We start from the raw sequence: 15,176 nt of genomic DNA, 5'->3' as shown, positions 1-15,176 counted from the left end.
AAAACTTTATCTAAAGTGATCAAGAAGGAATATAGTATTTTAAAATTTAAGTCACGTAATGTGAGGTGTAAATAGTTGAAGGCAGATGCTGTTTTTGAAGGTGGTGGAGCAAGGGGAATTGCTTTTGTAGGAGCCATTCAAGCAATGGAAGAGGAAAAGATAGAATGGCAAAGAATAGCTGGAACCTCTGCAGGAGCCGTAATCGCTGCTCTTTTGGCAAGCGGCTATAAAAGCTATGAAATTAGAAAGCTTCTGAGTGAACTAGATTTTTCAAAACTTCGAGGCAGGACTGTCATGAACCGAATGCCCATTGTCGGCAGTTTACTTGAACTACTGTTTAATCTTGGTATATATAAAAATGATTATTTGGAAGCCTGGGTCGATTCACTTCTTTTAAAAAAAGGGATTAAAACATTTGCAGATCTTCCAGATGGAAAGTTAAAGATTATCGCATCTGATGTTTCGAATGGCCAAATGCTTATTTTGCCGGATGATTTAGAGCGCTATAGAATGACTCCTGCAGATTTGAAGGTTTCAACCGCTGTAATGATGAGTGCATCAATCCCATTTTTCTTCCGTCCGGTTATTTGGAAATCAAAAGATCATAATAAATCCTACATATTAGATGGCGGTTTGCTGAGTAACTTCCCAATTTGGATTTTTGATACGCAAAACCCTAGGTTTCCAACGTTCGGCTTCCGTTTTGTAAAAGACGAAGTTAGTATAGACCCAGTAATACCAACGCCGCTGCATCTTTTCAAAAATATATTTAAAACGATGCTTCAAGCCCATGATCTACGACATATGAACGAAGATACGCTAGAGCGCACAATTAAAATCCCGACAGGGGACATTAATGCTACTAATTTTGAACTAACTAAAGATGAAATTGATTTTCTCTATCATTCAGGCTATACGTCCACAAAGAAGTTTTTATCGGTGTGGGACTTTGAACAACATAAGGTCAATAGATTACAAAGAATAAAGAAAACGCCATTCTATAAAGAATGACGTTTTTTTGTTTTTTATTTCCACCATTGCCACCATTTCCTTTGCTGTGCAGCAGCAATCTGCTTTCTTGTTTCTTCCAACATCACTTGACTTCGTTCCTCCAACAGTTGCTCCGTTCGTTCAATATACTTTAAGATTTGGTTCATCTTATCTTCTAGATAAGCTTCCCGTACCGCTTTCTCCTTAAGTAATTTGATCAAATCCAAGTTGATTCGTTCTAAGTTTTCTATCCGTTCGATCAGTTCATCAAAATCACCACTCACTGACGTTCGCTTGTCTGGTGCAGATAGTATCTGGTTTACTTCTGTTACGGTGTTTGTTTTATTTTCTTCAAAAATCAATGTCATTATGGCTTGGGCTGAAAGTTCCAACGTCATTCCCTCTTGATTGCTAAAATCTATGAATTTGCGTAGCGTGTTAATATCCTTTTCAAAATAGCCCCTATGTCCTCTACTATTGCGGTGAATAGGATACCCGTGTCCTTCTAACAGAGTGGCATATTTTCGTAATGTATTGCTATCAATGCCAAGCAAATCTTGTACATGACTAGGGGAATATATTTCCGTCATAACAATGCCTCCTCTATTACTATCAATTTACGAATATTTAGGAAATATGTAGATAAGGTTATTATAACAAGTGATAGTTAAGAATTTGTCGAACCAACAGATGGTTAACAATTTGTAATTAGACTGTTAAATCTTTGAAACATCTAGTGTAAAAATATTCTCTTCAATATCACTTTTCGTGATGTATATCACATCAGAAGGGGGGATGAATCCCTTAAAATAACATTAAGATAATAACAAAGGGGGAAATTAAATGTTTCTTACTTGGTTGATGTGTATCAGTTATTTTATAGGTTCCTATTATATTACCGTTGTGATTTTTGACCGTCTTAAAGAAAAAGATCAAGCTGACTTAGCTGAGCTAGATGCTCAACTTAAAAACATCGCAGTAAACCATACAAAACTTACAAAACAAGCAGTCTAACAATACAAAGCTAAAACCAATAGAAAATTAAAGACAAAAGGCATCTGAACTCATTCAGATGCCTTTTGTCTTTCTTCATTTAGTCAAACTGTCCGCCTCGGGTGGACAGTGTCCACGAGCGGTGACAGGCACCGTTTGCAATAAGGATTTGTAAACGTTTTTACTATAACTACCGTATTAACTTGTAGTTATGCTATTATTAATCATGAAATTGAGAGAGTGGAGAGGATATCCATTGAAAATTAATTCATTAATTGCCAACAATATCAACAAATTAGATGCCTCAATACCAGTAAATCAATCACTAGGTATTGCAGGTTTGTCTGGATCAGGTAAAACCACATTCTGTCAAACCATTGGGGAGGAATCCAAGAAGCGTCTTGTTTCTTTGTTGCCAAAGGCTGAATATCAGTATCTGTTTCCGAATATCATGGAGACGAATTTCAGTGCCATCAAGATGGAAGACATGCCTTTAGTGCTTTTTCTTGGAAAATCATCGATCTCATCCAATCCTCGTTCGACCATTGGAACCCATACGGGCGTTTTTAAAGAGATTCGCGTAACTCTTGCTGAAAAATTTAATCTCTCACCAGAAGTTTTCTCCTTTAATAATGCATTAGGCTGGTGTCCAGATTGTAAAGGACGTGGGACGACCAAAAATGTCGAATGTCCAAAATGTACGGGTAGGCGCTACAATCAAGAAGTTGAACAGTATAAAATGGACCTTTTTGAACAACCACATAGTATCTCAGATATCAACAACTTAAGCATTGAAACTATTTTTTCATTGGCTGAAGAATTACATATTAGTGAAGCAAAACTTCACATTCTCAAAAATATTATCAATATGAACATTGGTTATTTATCCTTAAATCGAATTATGGGTACTTTGTCGGGTGGAGAAATAACACGACTTTATCTGGCAGAGTTCATGGCTGCAAGTGAAAATACCGTCATTATCATTGATGAGATTTCCGTGGGTCTTGATCACCAAACGCTGCTAAAAATCTTAGAACAGATTAGAAAACTAGGCTTTAAAAATCAAATTTGGCTGATCGACCATTCTGATACCGTGCTCGATGTCAGTGATGAGCAATTGTTCTTTGGACCTGGCAGTGGGAAATATGGCGGGAAAATTGTAGAAGAATCACCACGTCCGAAACCAATTATTTGGGAACGAAATCCAACAACGCCTACAGAGTACTATCATTTTAAGGACCTTTATTTCCGTAATATTCAAATGGCTGAAATTCAAATCCCCAAAAACAGACTTGTCACTTTTACGGGGGAGTCTGGAAGTGGTAAATCAACGTTAGTCAATGAGTGTATCGCCAAGGATTTTCTTAAGCGTTATCCAAAAGACAAATTAGTAATTGTAGGACAAGACCGAAACCAATCGATTACGAGTCGTTCAACCGTAGCGACATTCCTTGATATTAAACGAAAACTTACCAAATATAGCGAAGATATTGATGATATTTTTCAGCGTTCGATTGAGGATATCATTGATGAGTTGCCAAATGAAGATATCGCTCATAAACGTTTGAGCTTATTAATTAAACTAGGTCTTGGTTATTTAACTTTAGAAAGAAAGACACAAACCTTATCAACGGGTGAATTTCAATGTGTTCATTTAGTTTCTGAACTGTTTGCGAACACAAGGAACCCGCATACGCTGTTTATTTTTGACGAGCCTTCAAAAGGTCTATCACAAAATATTTTAAACCAGTTCATTGATAGTGTTAGGGTCATCCTCCAAGATGAGTCTGTTTCGATTATGATGATCGAACACAATGCCTATATGCTGGAAAGTTCAGATTATATCGTTGATTTTGGTGCAAGACAGATTGAGCCTGTTCAGCATTTAGATGTTCTTAGTCATGATGAGTTTTATCGTCAAAAAACAAGTGAAGATAGTGTTGTTCCATCACAAATATCTTCCGCTCTTAACCCACAACATGGCATTCATTATGTAAAAGAAAATCATATTTCTTATTTTAAAAACGCTGAAAACATCTATAAAGGTGGTATCCTAAAAAGCTTATCATCAATGGCCCGTCTGATTTATGGGGAATATGAATCCGACACCATTGCACCTGTCATCGCGATTGATCTTGAACGCCACTTGTATAGTCAATATAGTTTTCTCTATGAAATTGGCGGCCTAATCAACCATATCATTGCTTCACATCCGACCAATAAAGATACAAGAAGCTTTGATTTCTATCATCAAGATAATCATTGTCCATGCTGTTCCGGTCGCCGGTTAATTGAAAAGTTTGATTTTGATGTGGTCGTCCAAGACAAAACGGTACCTTTCTGGGATGGATTATTACATCCAGACGTGATGGAGGTTTTAAAATGGTACCAGTATCCCAAAATACAATTCCTATTTGATGAGATCAAGAATGAATTAGGACAGGATATTAGCAAAAGCTTTAATGAAATGTCGGAAGAAGAAATGCATACCTTTTTATATGGTTACTGGGAAAAGTCATTTTACGATAAAGCAGGTAAAGCATCGAGAACGTGGGAAGGCTTTAATACCATCCTTGGACGTTACATGTTTATTTCGAAATCCATCATTAAAGAGCAGATGAAAGAATCAAAAGAGATGATTCCTTGTCCGATTTGTAAAGGGACCGTGCTAAACCATCATAAAAAATTGAAATTTGGCGACAGTGATATTCGTGAGATTATTCAACAACCTCTTGAACGTGCCATCGAAACAGTAGGAAAGTTGCCAGAACTCGAAAAACTAAAAGCAATTGTTGGTGGGGATATGCCACTCACAGAAGATGTGTCCTTACTACCAAGGGAAACACAAGTAAGATTGAAAATGCTTGAACTTGATCTGGGAAATTTTCTTGGCTATGAGGTCGTTTTCCAAAATGCCTTACCATTTTGGAACGAGATTAAAGGCAATATCGAAGCCATTAGTAGTAAAAACCGAGTCACAATCTGTGATTTTGCCACTATTACCGAAACGCGGGAAACCATTATTGATAAATACTTCACGAATGGAAAATATAAAAAACTAACCTATGTCTATGAAGCGTTTGGTTACAAAAAAATTGTTACTCAAATTAATAAGATTAAGGCAGCTCATAAATGTCCATTCTGTAATGGGAAGAAGGTTATTTCAGAAGATAATCTCCATGATGGAGTCTATAAACTATCTGTGCCATGTGTAAGTTGTTATGAAACCGGCATTAATGAGGAAGGTCGGAAGGAAACAGTCGAGGGCATTGATATCCATACATGGTTAACGGGCAATGTGAGGGATGTTGTTGCGGAAAGTAAAATTACAGAAGCAGTTGCGAATATTCCCATTTTCAATCGTATTCGTGAGTTGAATAAACGAGATATGATGGCGGTTTATCAAGCACTTGAGCAAAATAATTAACTATTAGTGAGAACGCATTTGCAATTCATCCTTGCAAATGCGTTTTTTCTTTATTTGAAGATGGAGACTGTAGATGAAGGACAAAACTTATTAGAATTGCTTATGATGTGTCTTTCATTACACGGATGAAGGACACATCTTAATAGAAATGCCTGTGATTTGTCTTTCATAACGCCGATGAAGGACAAATCTCAATAGAAATGCCTGTGATTTGTCTTTCATAGCACCGAAGAAGGACGAAACTTACTAGAAATGCTTATGATTTGTCTTTCATAACACCGATGAAGGATTTCAGGTTTATTTTACAAATTGATCAAAACCGATTGTAATGAGCCATCCAACAGCAAGAGCAACAATTAGGTATGTACCAATATACAGTAATATGTCCGCCATGTTTCCTCCTTCGCATTCTTTAAGAGTTTGCCCCCTAAGTTAAAGCCATTATAACAAGTGATTTTTCAAATTTTGTCGAACCAAGGGAGGTGTATCTATTTGTAAATAGATTGTAAACTTCCTTTAATAATAGAAATATTAAGCTAATAAACAGGACCAAACTCCCCCAAACAGGAAAAATATTACTGCTTTTCCTATTCATAATGAGTGTGCTTTTTCCCATTTTTCAGCCATTAATAATAGGTAACACTTAACTAGACAAGGAAATTAATGTTACGTAGACTAAACACTATATCATTTTTTCTACTAAATTAATTCGGAGGTATGGGTATCTAACCTCCTAATCTACTAATTCAAAAGGTTGTAGCTTTTATGATAATGGGGAGGAATTACCATGTTAGAATTTGATACAGGTATGGAACATTTAGCGAAAATTAAAGTAATTGGTGTAGGCGGCGGGGGAAACAATGCTGTGAACCGTATGATTGAGGACGGCGTTGACGGTGTAGAATTTATTGCCGTAAATACAGATTCCCAAGCGATCAAACAATCTCAAGCAGCAATCAAGATGCAAATTGGTTCTACCTTGACGAGGGGATTAGGTGCTGGTGCAAATCCAGAAATAGGACGAAAAGCTGTCGAGGAAAGCAAACATCAGATTGAAGAAGTGTTAGCAGGTGCGGACATGGTTTTCGTAACGGCTGGAATGGGCGGCGGTACTGGCACAGGTGCAGCACCCGCCATCGCGAAAATTGCTCGAAAGCTTGGTGCCCTAACGATTGGAGTTGTAACACGACCTTTTAAATTCGAGGGCTTCAAGCGTGCCAAAAATGCAGAAAGTGGAATTGATGCAATGAGGGAAGCCGTGGACACTTTGATTATTATTCCAAACGACCGCTTATTGGAGATTGTCGATAAAAAAACTCCTATGATTGATGCCTTCCGGGAAGCGGATAATGTCCTGCGTCAGGGTGTTCAAGGGATTTCAGATTTAATTGCGGTGCCTGGTTTAATCAACCTTGATTTTGCAGACGTGAAAACAGTCATGTCCCATAAAGGAACCGCTTTAATGGGAATTGGCATTGCTGAAGGCAGAAACCGTGCGGCAGAAGCTGCAGAGAAAGCCTTAAACAGTCCGCTTTTGGAAACCTCTATTAACGGAGCACATGGTGTCATCATGAATATAACCGGGGGAAATAATTTAAGTCTTTTTGAAGTACAAGAGGCAGCAGAAATCGTTGCTTCGGCTTCCAACGAGGAATTAAATATGATTTTTGGTTCTGTCATAAATGAAAACTTAACAGATGAGATTATTGTAACCGTTATAGCGACTGGATTCAGTGATCAAGAGGATAATACGGCCGAACAAAGTTCACCCCAAGCACTTCAGGAAGAATTTCCAAATTCAAATCAAAGAAACCAACGTATACACTATCAAGAACCGGACCCTTACATCCATGACGAAGACGTTCAGGATTTTGGCCATCACGTTGATGAGGCAGAAGACTCGAATGATATTCCAGCGTTCTTGCGCAATCGGAAAAAACGACTTCGGTCATTTTAACTTAGTAAAGATATAAGAAAAAAGTTTGGTTCTTATGAGCCAAACTTTTTTTATTTATAGAGATACTGCTTTTATTTAATTAATCTGAAAATTCTATTCACATAAACAGTTCTAGATGATACATTCAATAAATAGGTAAGATAACTGAATGGAGGAAGTTGGATTGACGAAACAGTGCTCAACTTTAACGAAGATCTCGGATGGCATTTATCAACTTGTGGTTCGATACCCATTTGATATGTTTCATATGAACAGCTACTTTATACAAGGAGAAAATGGCTTTACGATCATTGATACAGGTAGTAAAGCAACAGAATCAATCGATCTGTGGGAGAAAACATTATCATCGGGTATTAAAGTTGAAAAGCTAGTATTAACGCATGCCCATACTGATCATTTGGGTCTTGCTAGGTGGTTTCAAGAAAAACATCATGTTCCTGTTTATATTTCTAGTTTAGGTTATAAGGAAATGGTGAGAAATCGTAACGCTGATGGATCAAGTTGGTTTCGAAGCCTATTAACAACACATGGTTGTCCTGAATTCCCAATGAAACAAAGGAAATCTGAAACAGATATTTTTGACTTTGAACCAGATGGATTATTTGAAAACCAGCAATCTATTAAGCTAGGGGACGAAACGTATGAAACCATTTGGACTCCAGGGCATTCAAGTGATCATTTCTGTTTTTATAATCGTAGGCAGCAAGTGATGGTGACAGGGGACCACGTTTTGGCTGGACTTTCTCCGATTATTGCTCATTGGTCAGAAAACGACGAGAATCCTTTAAAAGATAATTTTGCCTCACTGGAAAGATTAAAAGTCTATCCAACAAAACTAGCGCTGCCTGGTCATGGTGAACTTATTTTCAACATGGCAGATCGCATAGATGAAATGATATCTGGACACAAACATCGTTTACAGCAGGTTTTAAACGCTGTTAGTCAGATAGAAAAAACTTCTTGGCAAGTTTGTCAAGAAATATACGGACCTGTTCAACCACCGCAATCCTTTGCGCCATTATTGGCCACGATTACTCGCCTGATTTACCTTGAACTGAGTGGTGAAGTATATAGTGAGCTAAGAGACGGGAAACTGTTTTTCCATTCTTCTACGATTTGATACATATGTTCGGGATTGAGTCTATTACCACAGGAGGAGTAAAAATGAAAATTGTCATTGCCGGTGGTTCAGGATTTATTGGGCAAAAGGTAACGGAATTGCTGGTCGCACAGGGGCATAGTGTGGTTATTTTATCAAGAAAGGAAAGGGATCCTTCTGGAAATATCGAGTATGTACGTTGGCTTGAGAAAGGGAGCACACCAGAAAAGGAAATAGGGTATGCGGATGCTTTCATTAATTTAGCTGGAGTCTCTATCAACGATGGCAGATGGAGTAAAGACCACCAGAAACAAATCTATGAAAGTCGAATGACTGCAACGGAAGAGTTGCTAAGAATTATTTCCATGCTCCCTGAAAAACCTGCCGTATTGGTCAATGCCAGTGCCATTGGCATATATCCGGCATCTACTGAAAACGTCTATACAGAAAATTCATTAGAAACTGCAACTGATTTTTTAGGGAAGACGGTTCACGATTGGGAAATCAAAGCGAAACAAGTAGAAGACCAGTCAATTCGTGCGGTATTTATGAGATTTGGTGTTGTGCTTGGAAAAGAGGGTGGTGCACTACCTCTAATGGCACTGCCTTACCGATTATTTGTTGGTGGTAAAGTGGGTTCTGGGCAACAATGGGTTTCTTGGGTGCATGTCACCGATGTTGTCCGCTCTATTCATTTTGCTATTTGCAATGACAAATTAAGTGGACCAGTTAATGTCACTGCACCTTCTCCACTTCAAATGAACGATTTCGGAAAGACCATTGGTACTGTTTTACAACGCCCACACTGGATGCCTGTTCCATCATTTGCTATGAAAATGGTACTGGGGCAAAAAAGCGCACTTGTTTTAGAAGGGCAGCATGTGGTGCCGCGAGTGTTACAAGAATCTGGTTTTGAATTCAAGTTCCCCACCCTCCGTCCTGCGTTAGAAGATTTACTTTTGTAAAATGGACTGTTCAACTTTCAATATTAATAAGTGAATTGCCATGATTGATCTGGACAATCTATAGATTGGAGGGATTGATTATGGCAATTCGAGTTTTATTATTCGTTATCTTAATCTGTTTTCAAAATTCACCTATGGTAAATGCAGAAGTTTCATTAACTGCAACTTTTATTCGCGACCACCAACTTTGGCTCAAAAAAGGCAATCAAGAAACCCAACTCACGAAGGACCAATATGTTTATTCTCCGAAGTGGTCACATGATGGTCGTTTTATTGCTTACATTGATGGTGATGAGCAAGGCGAGAAATCGAATTTATTCATATATGATTTAAAGGAAAAAGAAAGCTACCAGCCTTATGTCACCATTCAAACATCTGACTTTAAGTGGTCCCCGGTTAAAAATCAACTAGCTTATAATTCCGGCGGTGTACTGAATGTCACGAAGGAAAAGAATGGCCGTCCAAATGGATTTGAAAATGTTTCATTAGGGGTTAGTGATTTCGAATGGTTCCCGAATGGGAAAGAGTTTATCGTTTCCTCACAAGCTAATTTACTGCCAACAGGTTGGGGACCTGTGCAGCTGTTTCGAATTCCAGTGGATGCAAATCTAGATGCAGCAAAAGTAAAGCCCTTTTACACGATTCAAACCAATACATCTGATTTATTTGCGATTTCTGCAGATTATTTTAAGTGGAGTTTTGATGGAAAGTGGGTTAGTTTCCTGGCCACGCCCACAGCCTCTTGGTCAAACGATAGCAACACATTATGTGTCCTATCATCACAAGGAGATCAGTTTCAACCAATAGGAAATATGCTGGGATATAAAGACTGGATGAAGTGGGCACCTTCAGCTAATCAACTAGCTTACATATCTGGAGAAGGTAGATTCTTCGTTGAGAACAAGAAAGCCAAAATTGCCGAAATGCCAAGTTCCACTCAACAAAAGGAATATACACCAGAGGGTTACGTCGACCTTGATGTAGAATGGTTCTCCCCTGATGCTGTTATTGTAGCTCGCGCTAAAGAGAACAAAGAGTGGAATGAAGGACCTGTACCAACGATGTTTACAGCACTTTATGACATCCATTTAAAAACAGAAGAACAACAACAAATCACATTTCCAAAAAAGAATGAGCTTGATGTCGACCCACAGGTTGTTGAATCACATCTAACTTGGTTTCGCATAAAGGAGAAGGAACATAAAGGCAATGTATGGGTAAAGGATGCATCTAACGGGAGAGACTCTATCTGGATTAAGAACGTTGATTCTGCGCCGATTTTTTATAAAAAGAAATAATGAAAAGGAGGAACTTCGTGTGTGAGTATGTTCCTCCTTTTCGTATATATTGTTCATTTTGATTCGTTTACGTTGTTCTTACCCTAATAAACTTATAAAATGAAAATATACAAATCTCGGTAGTTTTACGTATTTTGCAAGTAAAAAGGAGGTAGTTTTTTATGTTCTGGGAAAAATCAAAGTGTATGGTTTGCGATAAAGAAATTAAGGAAGATCAAATGGTTTATATTAAAATGAAATACCCTAAGCGAAAAGGGTTTACTGAGATAAAAGCTTATTTGCGAAACGAAGGCAAATTTATTTGTGAAGAATGCTACACTAAAAAATAGAGGTGTAATCGATGTTGAAAAATAAATTAACAGAGCTGTTAAAAATCGAGTTTCCAATAATCCAAGCCCCGATGGCTGGAGGAATAACGACTTCTAGGTTAGTGGCGGAGGTTGCGAATGCTGGAGGTCTAGGAATGATTGGAGCCGGCTATATGACTCCGAGTCAAATCCGTGATCAAATTAGAGAAATAAAACGCCTAACATCAAACCCTTTTGGTATAAATCTATTTATTCCCAACAAATTTACCTGTTCCGAAAAAGAAGTTAAATCAGCGGCTGCACTCTTACAGCCAATTCGTGAGCAATTAAATTTACCTCCAGATGATGGTGTAGACATTCCAACCTCTAATCATTTATTTGAAACATTTACTGAACAAATCAAGGTTATCATCGAAGAAAAAGTCCCTGTTTGTTCTTTTACATTTGGAGTTCCATCGTTGGAATTAATAAATGAGTTAAAACATCATACTATTCTCTTGATAGGAACAGCAACAACCGTGAAAGAAGCCATTGAAATCGAAAAGTTAGGGATGGATATGGTCGTTGTTCAAGGCAGTGAAGCAGGTGGCCATCGAGGGAATTTTAGTAGTAACAATCAAGAAAGTTTAATAGGTTTAATGTCACTCATCCCACAGGTGGCCGACCATGTAAGTATTCCTGTGATTGCGGCAGGTGGAATTATGGATGGCAGAGGAATTATGGCCTCATTGTGCTTAGGAGCAAAGGGTGTCCAAATGGGTACGGCTTTCTTAACATGTATCGAAAGCGGCGCGCCAAACATACATAAAGACGCTATCCTCCAATCGCACGAAGACCAGATTGTACTAACTCGTTCTTTTTCTGGTAAGGAGGCAAGAGGAATTAAGAATAAATTTATCTCAGAAATGCAGAAACACGAAGAATCACTACCAGATTTTCCAGTTCAAAATAGCCTTACCCAACACATCAGAAAGGCTTCAGTCTCACAAAATAACCCTGACTATATGTCACTATGGTCAGGTCAAAGTCCTAGACTTGCTAGAAATCTAACCGTTGAGGCGTTTATGAAGAGTGTTATTGCTGAAGCAAAAGAGATAGGTAAATTTTAAATCAAGACATTCGTGATATGCTAAAAAATTTAATCCCAATGATTGAGCATTCACTCTTGCAAAGGAGTTGTGCTCTTTTTTTATACGACACAGGTAGATTTTATCCATTTTTTCGGTACTTTCCACCTAAAACACGAACAATAATATAGTTATAATTAGTTAATATTCACCTTTTTGTTGATTGATGATTACCCTTTTGTTATATTTGCATAGTAATATATTTAAAAGCATTGCTCGTATATACTCGGTAATATGGTCTGAGTGTCTCTACCTGGTTCCCAAAAATGAACTAGACTACGAGTTAAAGTATTGCTGCGCAATGGTATGAACAGCAGCAGCCATTATATGATTTAGCATCTTCTGCTAGATTATTAATACTTTGACTCTCGTTGGTCTAGAAGGCAGGATTGCTAATCCTGTATTTTCTGGACTTTTTTCTTTAGAACCAATAACGGGTACAGCAAACATCATGAGAAAAGGGAGAGGTTATGTATGAAAAACAAAATGTTTAAGAAATTTGCTTCAGTTGCAGCTATATCAGGAATGTTCGTGATGCTGGCAGGATGTAATTCATCTTTATTAAATGAAACAGAGGTAGAAGGTGCACAGAGACCCATCGTCATCCAAGGTCCAATGCCTATAGAAGCACAATATTTTGCAGATAAATTAGAGAAAGTGAAAATCGAAAAATCAGGGAATTTTGTTTTCTATAAAGGTAAGCTTAACAATTACCCTGTTATTGTTACGAAAACAGGTAAAGGAATGGAAAATGCTGCTGCCGCTACAGCTTTAGCAATTGAAAAATATGACCCGATTGCCATCATCAATCAAGGTACTTCAGGCGGGCATGACCCGAATTTACATGTATTTGATATTGTGCTAGGGGAAAGAACGACAAACATCGGTTCATTAAAAACAACCAATATGGATGCAGGCCAAGGAACAGATCCAACTACATGGATCCCAATGGACTTAATGGCTTCAGAAGGAAGCGGATCGGATGATAGTGCAAATCAAGTCCGCTACTACGAGGGAGATAAGGAATTACTTGCCGCTGCTAATGCTGTTAAAGATACGTACAAAAAGGGTAAAGTTATCGAAGGGACGATTGGTTCCGCAGACTTTTGGAATAGCGAAGTGGATCGAATTAATTGGATTCACGAAATTTACGGTACTTCTGTAGAAGAAATGGAAGGTGCTTCCGTAGCGCAAATTGCCGATGCCTATGATGTTGCATTCTTAGGTATTCGAATTCTATCAAATAATAAAACAAATGGCGGTACTTATGATCCGGGTACAGCTGAAGCAAATCAAAAATATGTTTATGAAGTAGTTAAAAAGTATATATCTATGATTGAAGACAAATAATATACCATTTACTGCGTTTCTACATTGTAGGAACGCATTTTTTCAATATTTTTTAGCATAATCGTAGAAAAAGGAAAGCGGTATTTTACCATAATAAAAATAATTGTCCATATTATTTAGACAAAAGAAAAATATTTGTGAAAGTTTTATGAAATTGTTAGTTAACCTTAAAAACTCATAAACAACATGTTAATATGGATATGCTAGGAATCAAGTACTAGCAACCTATTGCAACGAATATACTTAGTACAACATGTTTTAGTACGAAAGGAGTCTTATCTTGAAAAAAATTATGTTTTTCTTGTTGTGCACATTCATAATGATACCTTCATTTGTTCTTGCACACACAGGTTTATCTTCTTCGAATCCATCTGAAGGTCAAATCGTAACAGAGAACTTGGAACAAATTGTCCTTACATTTGCTACTCCTATTGAAGTTTTAAGCACAATGGATTTAGTAAAAGATGGAAACGTCATTCCTTTAGAAGATATAAAAGTTGAAAATAAGCAATTATCAGGAACAATAGCGAAGCCATTAGAGAACGGCTCTTACATAATCCAATGGAAAATTGTTGGGGAAGATGGTCATCCGATAAAAGGTGAAATCAACTTCATTGTTGAAATGGCTCAAAATGAGACAGAACCCACTCCTGTTACTCCTGAGGAAACAGATGAAGGTCAGGAAGATGAAAGTCAAACTGATCAAACAGAAGAATCTAGTGAAAATCAAAATACAGCATCTGATACAGCAGAGAATGCAGATGAGCAAAATAATAACGATTCATCACCTACACTAATTACAGTGTTTATTGTTCTAATCGTGATATTTGGGATCGTTCTTTTATTATTCACCAAAAAGAAAAAGAATTAATTTATGTATCGAAGGGAAGTTTTTACTAGATGAAAAAGGTTGTAACCTCAATTCTATTAATGTTTGGATTATTTTCACTTTTTGCAGGGATTGCAAGTGCCCACGTAACGGTATTACCTAAAGAAACAACCCAGGGAAGTTATGAAGTTTTCACCGTTAGGGTACCCTCTGAAAATGAATCCGTACCTACTACACAGGTAAAAGTAGAAATTTCAGCTGACGTAAATATTAGCCGTTTTGAGCCAAAGCCAGGCTGGAAGTATGAAATTCAACGAGATGCTTCAGATAAGATTACGAGCGTAACTTGGACAGCAGAAGGTGATGGTTTATCACCAATAGAATTCGGACATTTTAACATGCAGGGAAAAGTAGCAGACACTGCCACACAGATTGTTTGGAAAGCTTACCAAACCTATCAGGATGGAAGCGTAGTTGAATGGGTTGGCGCACAAGATGCAGAAAAGCCTGCTTCCTTGACAACGGTGAATCCAAAACCTGCTGATGGCACTGGAGACCACCATGGTACGGATACGAAGGAAGAAGTGAAAACAGAGCAACCAAAAGAAGATGTTAAAGACACAGCAAGCCCTTCAAATGCTCCTCTTTATGTTTCCATTGCAGCTTTAATTGCTGGGTTGCTAGCACTTGTTATATCACTAAAAAAACGATGATAATTTTAATTAAAAGGACAAGAAATCTTGTCTTTTTTTTTTGCCAAGGCTTAAATCTAAGACTTTTGTTGTATTCAAAAATTGGGTGAGAAAAGTTATGATATGGAGATGTAATGGCTA

General features: G+C 37.6%; 13 protein-coding genes and 1 riboswitch. Of the genes, 12 read left to right on the top strand and 1 reads right to left on the bottom strand.

The features are described 5' to 3' along the window. Positions 1-75 precede the first annotated feature (75 nt). Positions 76-1,011: a patatin-like phospholipase family protein gene (locus QUG14_RS03195; RefSeq protein ID WP_289339106.1), complete on the top strand. Its 936-nt coding sequence runs from the start codon at positions 76-78 to the stop codon at positions 1,009-1,011. Positions 1,012-1,025: 14 nt separating this feature from the next. On the opposite strand, the gene QUG14_RS03190 is transcribed toward QUG14_RS03195, so the two are convergent. Continuing rightward, positions 1,026-1,580, bottom strand: coding sequence for a MerR family transcriptional regulator (locus tag QUG14_RS03190; RefSeq protein ID WP_289339105.1), 555 nt, complete (start codon positions 1,578-1,580; stop codon positions 1,026-1,028). 253 nt (positions 1,581-1,833) lie between these two features. On the opposite strand from QUG14_RS03190, the gene QUG14_RS03185 reads away from it, so the two are divergent. The 11 genes from QUG14_RS03185 (at position 1,834) to QUG14_RS03135 (ending at position 15,056) form a co-directional block, all read left to right on the top strand. Then, positions 1,834-2,004: a hypothetical protein gene (locus QUG14_RS03185; protein WP_289339104.1), complete on the top strand. Its 171-nt coding sequence runs from the start codon at positions 1,834-1,836 to the stop codon at positions 2,002-2,004. Between the two features lie 235 nt (positions 2,005-2,239). After that, entirely contained in the window at positions 2,240-5,410 is a 3,171-nt protein-coding gene (locus QUG14_RS03180) for an ATP-binding cassette domain-containing protein (protein WP_289339103.1), read from the top strand. 787 nt (positions 5,411-6,197) lie between these two features. Continuing rightward, entirely contained in the window at positions 6,198-7,367 is a 1,170-nt protein-coding gene (gene ftsZ / locus QUG14_RS03175) for a cell division protein FtsZ (protein WP_289339102.1), read from the top strand. Positions 7,368-7,530: 163 nt separating this feature from the next. Beyond that, entirely contained in the window at positions 7,531-8,487 is a 957-nt protein-coding gene (locus tag QUG14_RS03170) for an MBL fold metallo-hydrolase (protein WP_289339101.1), read from the top strand. A 44-nt stretch (positions 8,488-8,531) separates the two neighbouring features. Then, positions 8,532-9,431 carry a TIGR01777 family oxidoreductase gene (locus QUG14_RS03165; protein ID WP_289339100.1) on the top strand — a complete coding sequence of 300 codons (900 nt, stop codon included), beginning with the start codon at positions 8,532-8,534 and terminating at the stop codon, positions 9,429-9,431. A gap of 80 nt (positions 9,432-9,511) precedes the next feature. Beyond that, the gene (locus QUG14_RS03160) at positions 9,512-10,729 is read left to right on the top strand and encodes a translocation protein TolB (RefSeq protein WP_289339099.1); all 1,218 of its coding nucleotides are present in this window, start codon (positions 9,512-9,514) and stop codon (positions 10,727-10,729) included. A 161-nt stretch (positions 10,730-10,890) separates the two neighbouring features. After that, entirely contained in the window at positions 10,891-11,058 is a 168-nt protein-coding gene (locus tag QUG14_RS03155) for a Fe3+ hydroxamate ABC transporter substrate-binding protein (RefSeq protein ID WP_289339098.1), read from the top strand. Between the two features lie 11 nt (positions 11,059-11,069). Beyond that, positions 11,070-12,146, top strand: coding sequence for an NAD(P)H-dependent flavin oxidoreductase (locus QUG14_RS03150; protein WP_289339097.1), 1,077 nt, complete (start codon positions 11,070-11,072; stop codon positions 12,144-12,146). 214 nt (positions 12,147-12,360) lie between these two features. Beyond that, a riboswitch (purine riboswitch) is annotated at positions 12,361-12,463 on the top strand. Between the two features lie 175 nt (positions 12,464-12,638). Continuing rightward, positions 12,639-13,514 carry a 5'-methylthioadenosine/S-adenosylhomocysteine nucleosidase gene (locus QUG14_RS03145; protein ID WP_289339096.1) on the top strand — a complete coding sequence of 292 codons (876 nt, stop codon included), beginning with the start codon at positions 12,639-12,641 and terminating at the stop codon, positions 13,512-13,514. Positions 13,515-13,794: 280 nt separating this feature from the next. Continuing rightward, on the top strand, positions 13,795-14,385 hold the full coding sequence (locus QUG14_RS03140) for a copper resistance CopC family protein (protein ID WP_289339095.1): 591 nt from the start codon (positions 13,795-13,797) through the stop codon (positions 14,383-14,385). Positions 14,386-14,414: 29 nt separating this feature from the next. Beyond that, positions 14,415-15,056: a YcnI family copper-binding membrane protein gene (locus tag QUG14_RS03135; protein WP_289339094.1), complete on the top strand. Its 642-nt coding sequence runs from the start codon at positions 14,415-14,417 to the stop codon at positions 15,054-15,056. Positions 15,057-15,176 lie beyond the last annotated feature (120 nt).

This window comes from Neobacillus sp. CF12 (genome assembly GCF_030348765.1).
GTDB lineage: Bacteria > Bacillota > Bacilli > Bacillales > Cytobacillaceae > Neobacillus.
The sequence above is the reverse complement of the archived record's forward strand: the minus strand, read 5'-3'. Positions and strand labels throughout refer to the sequence as shown.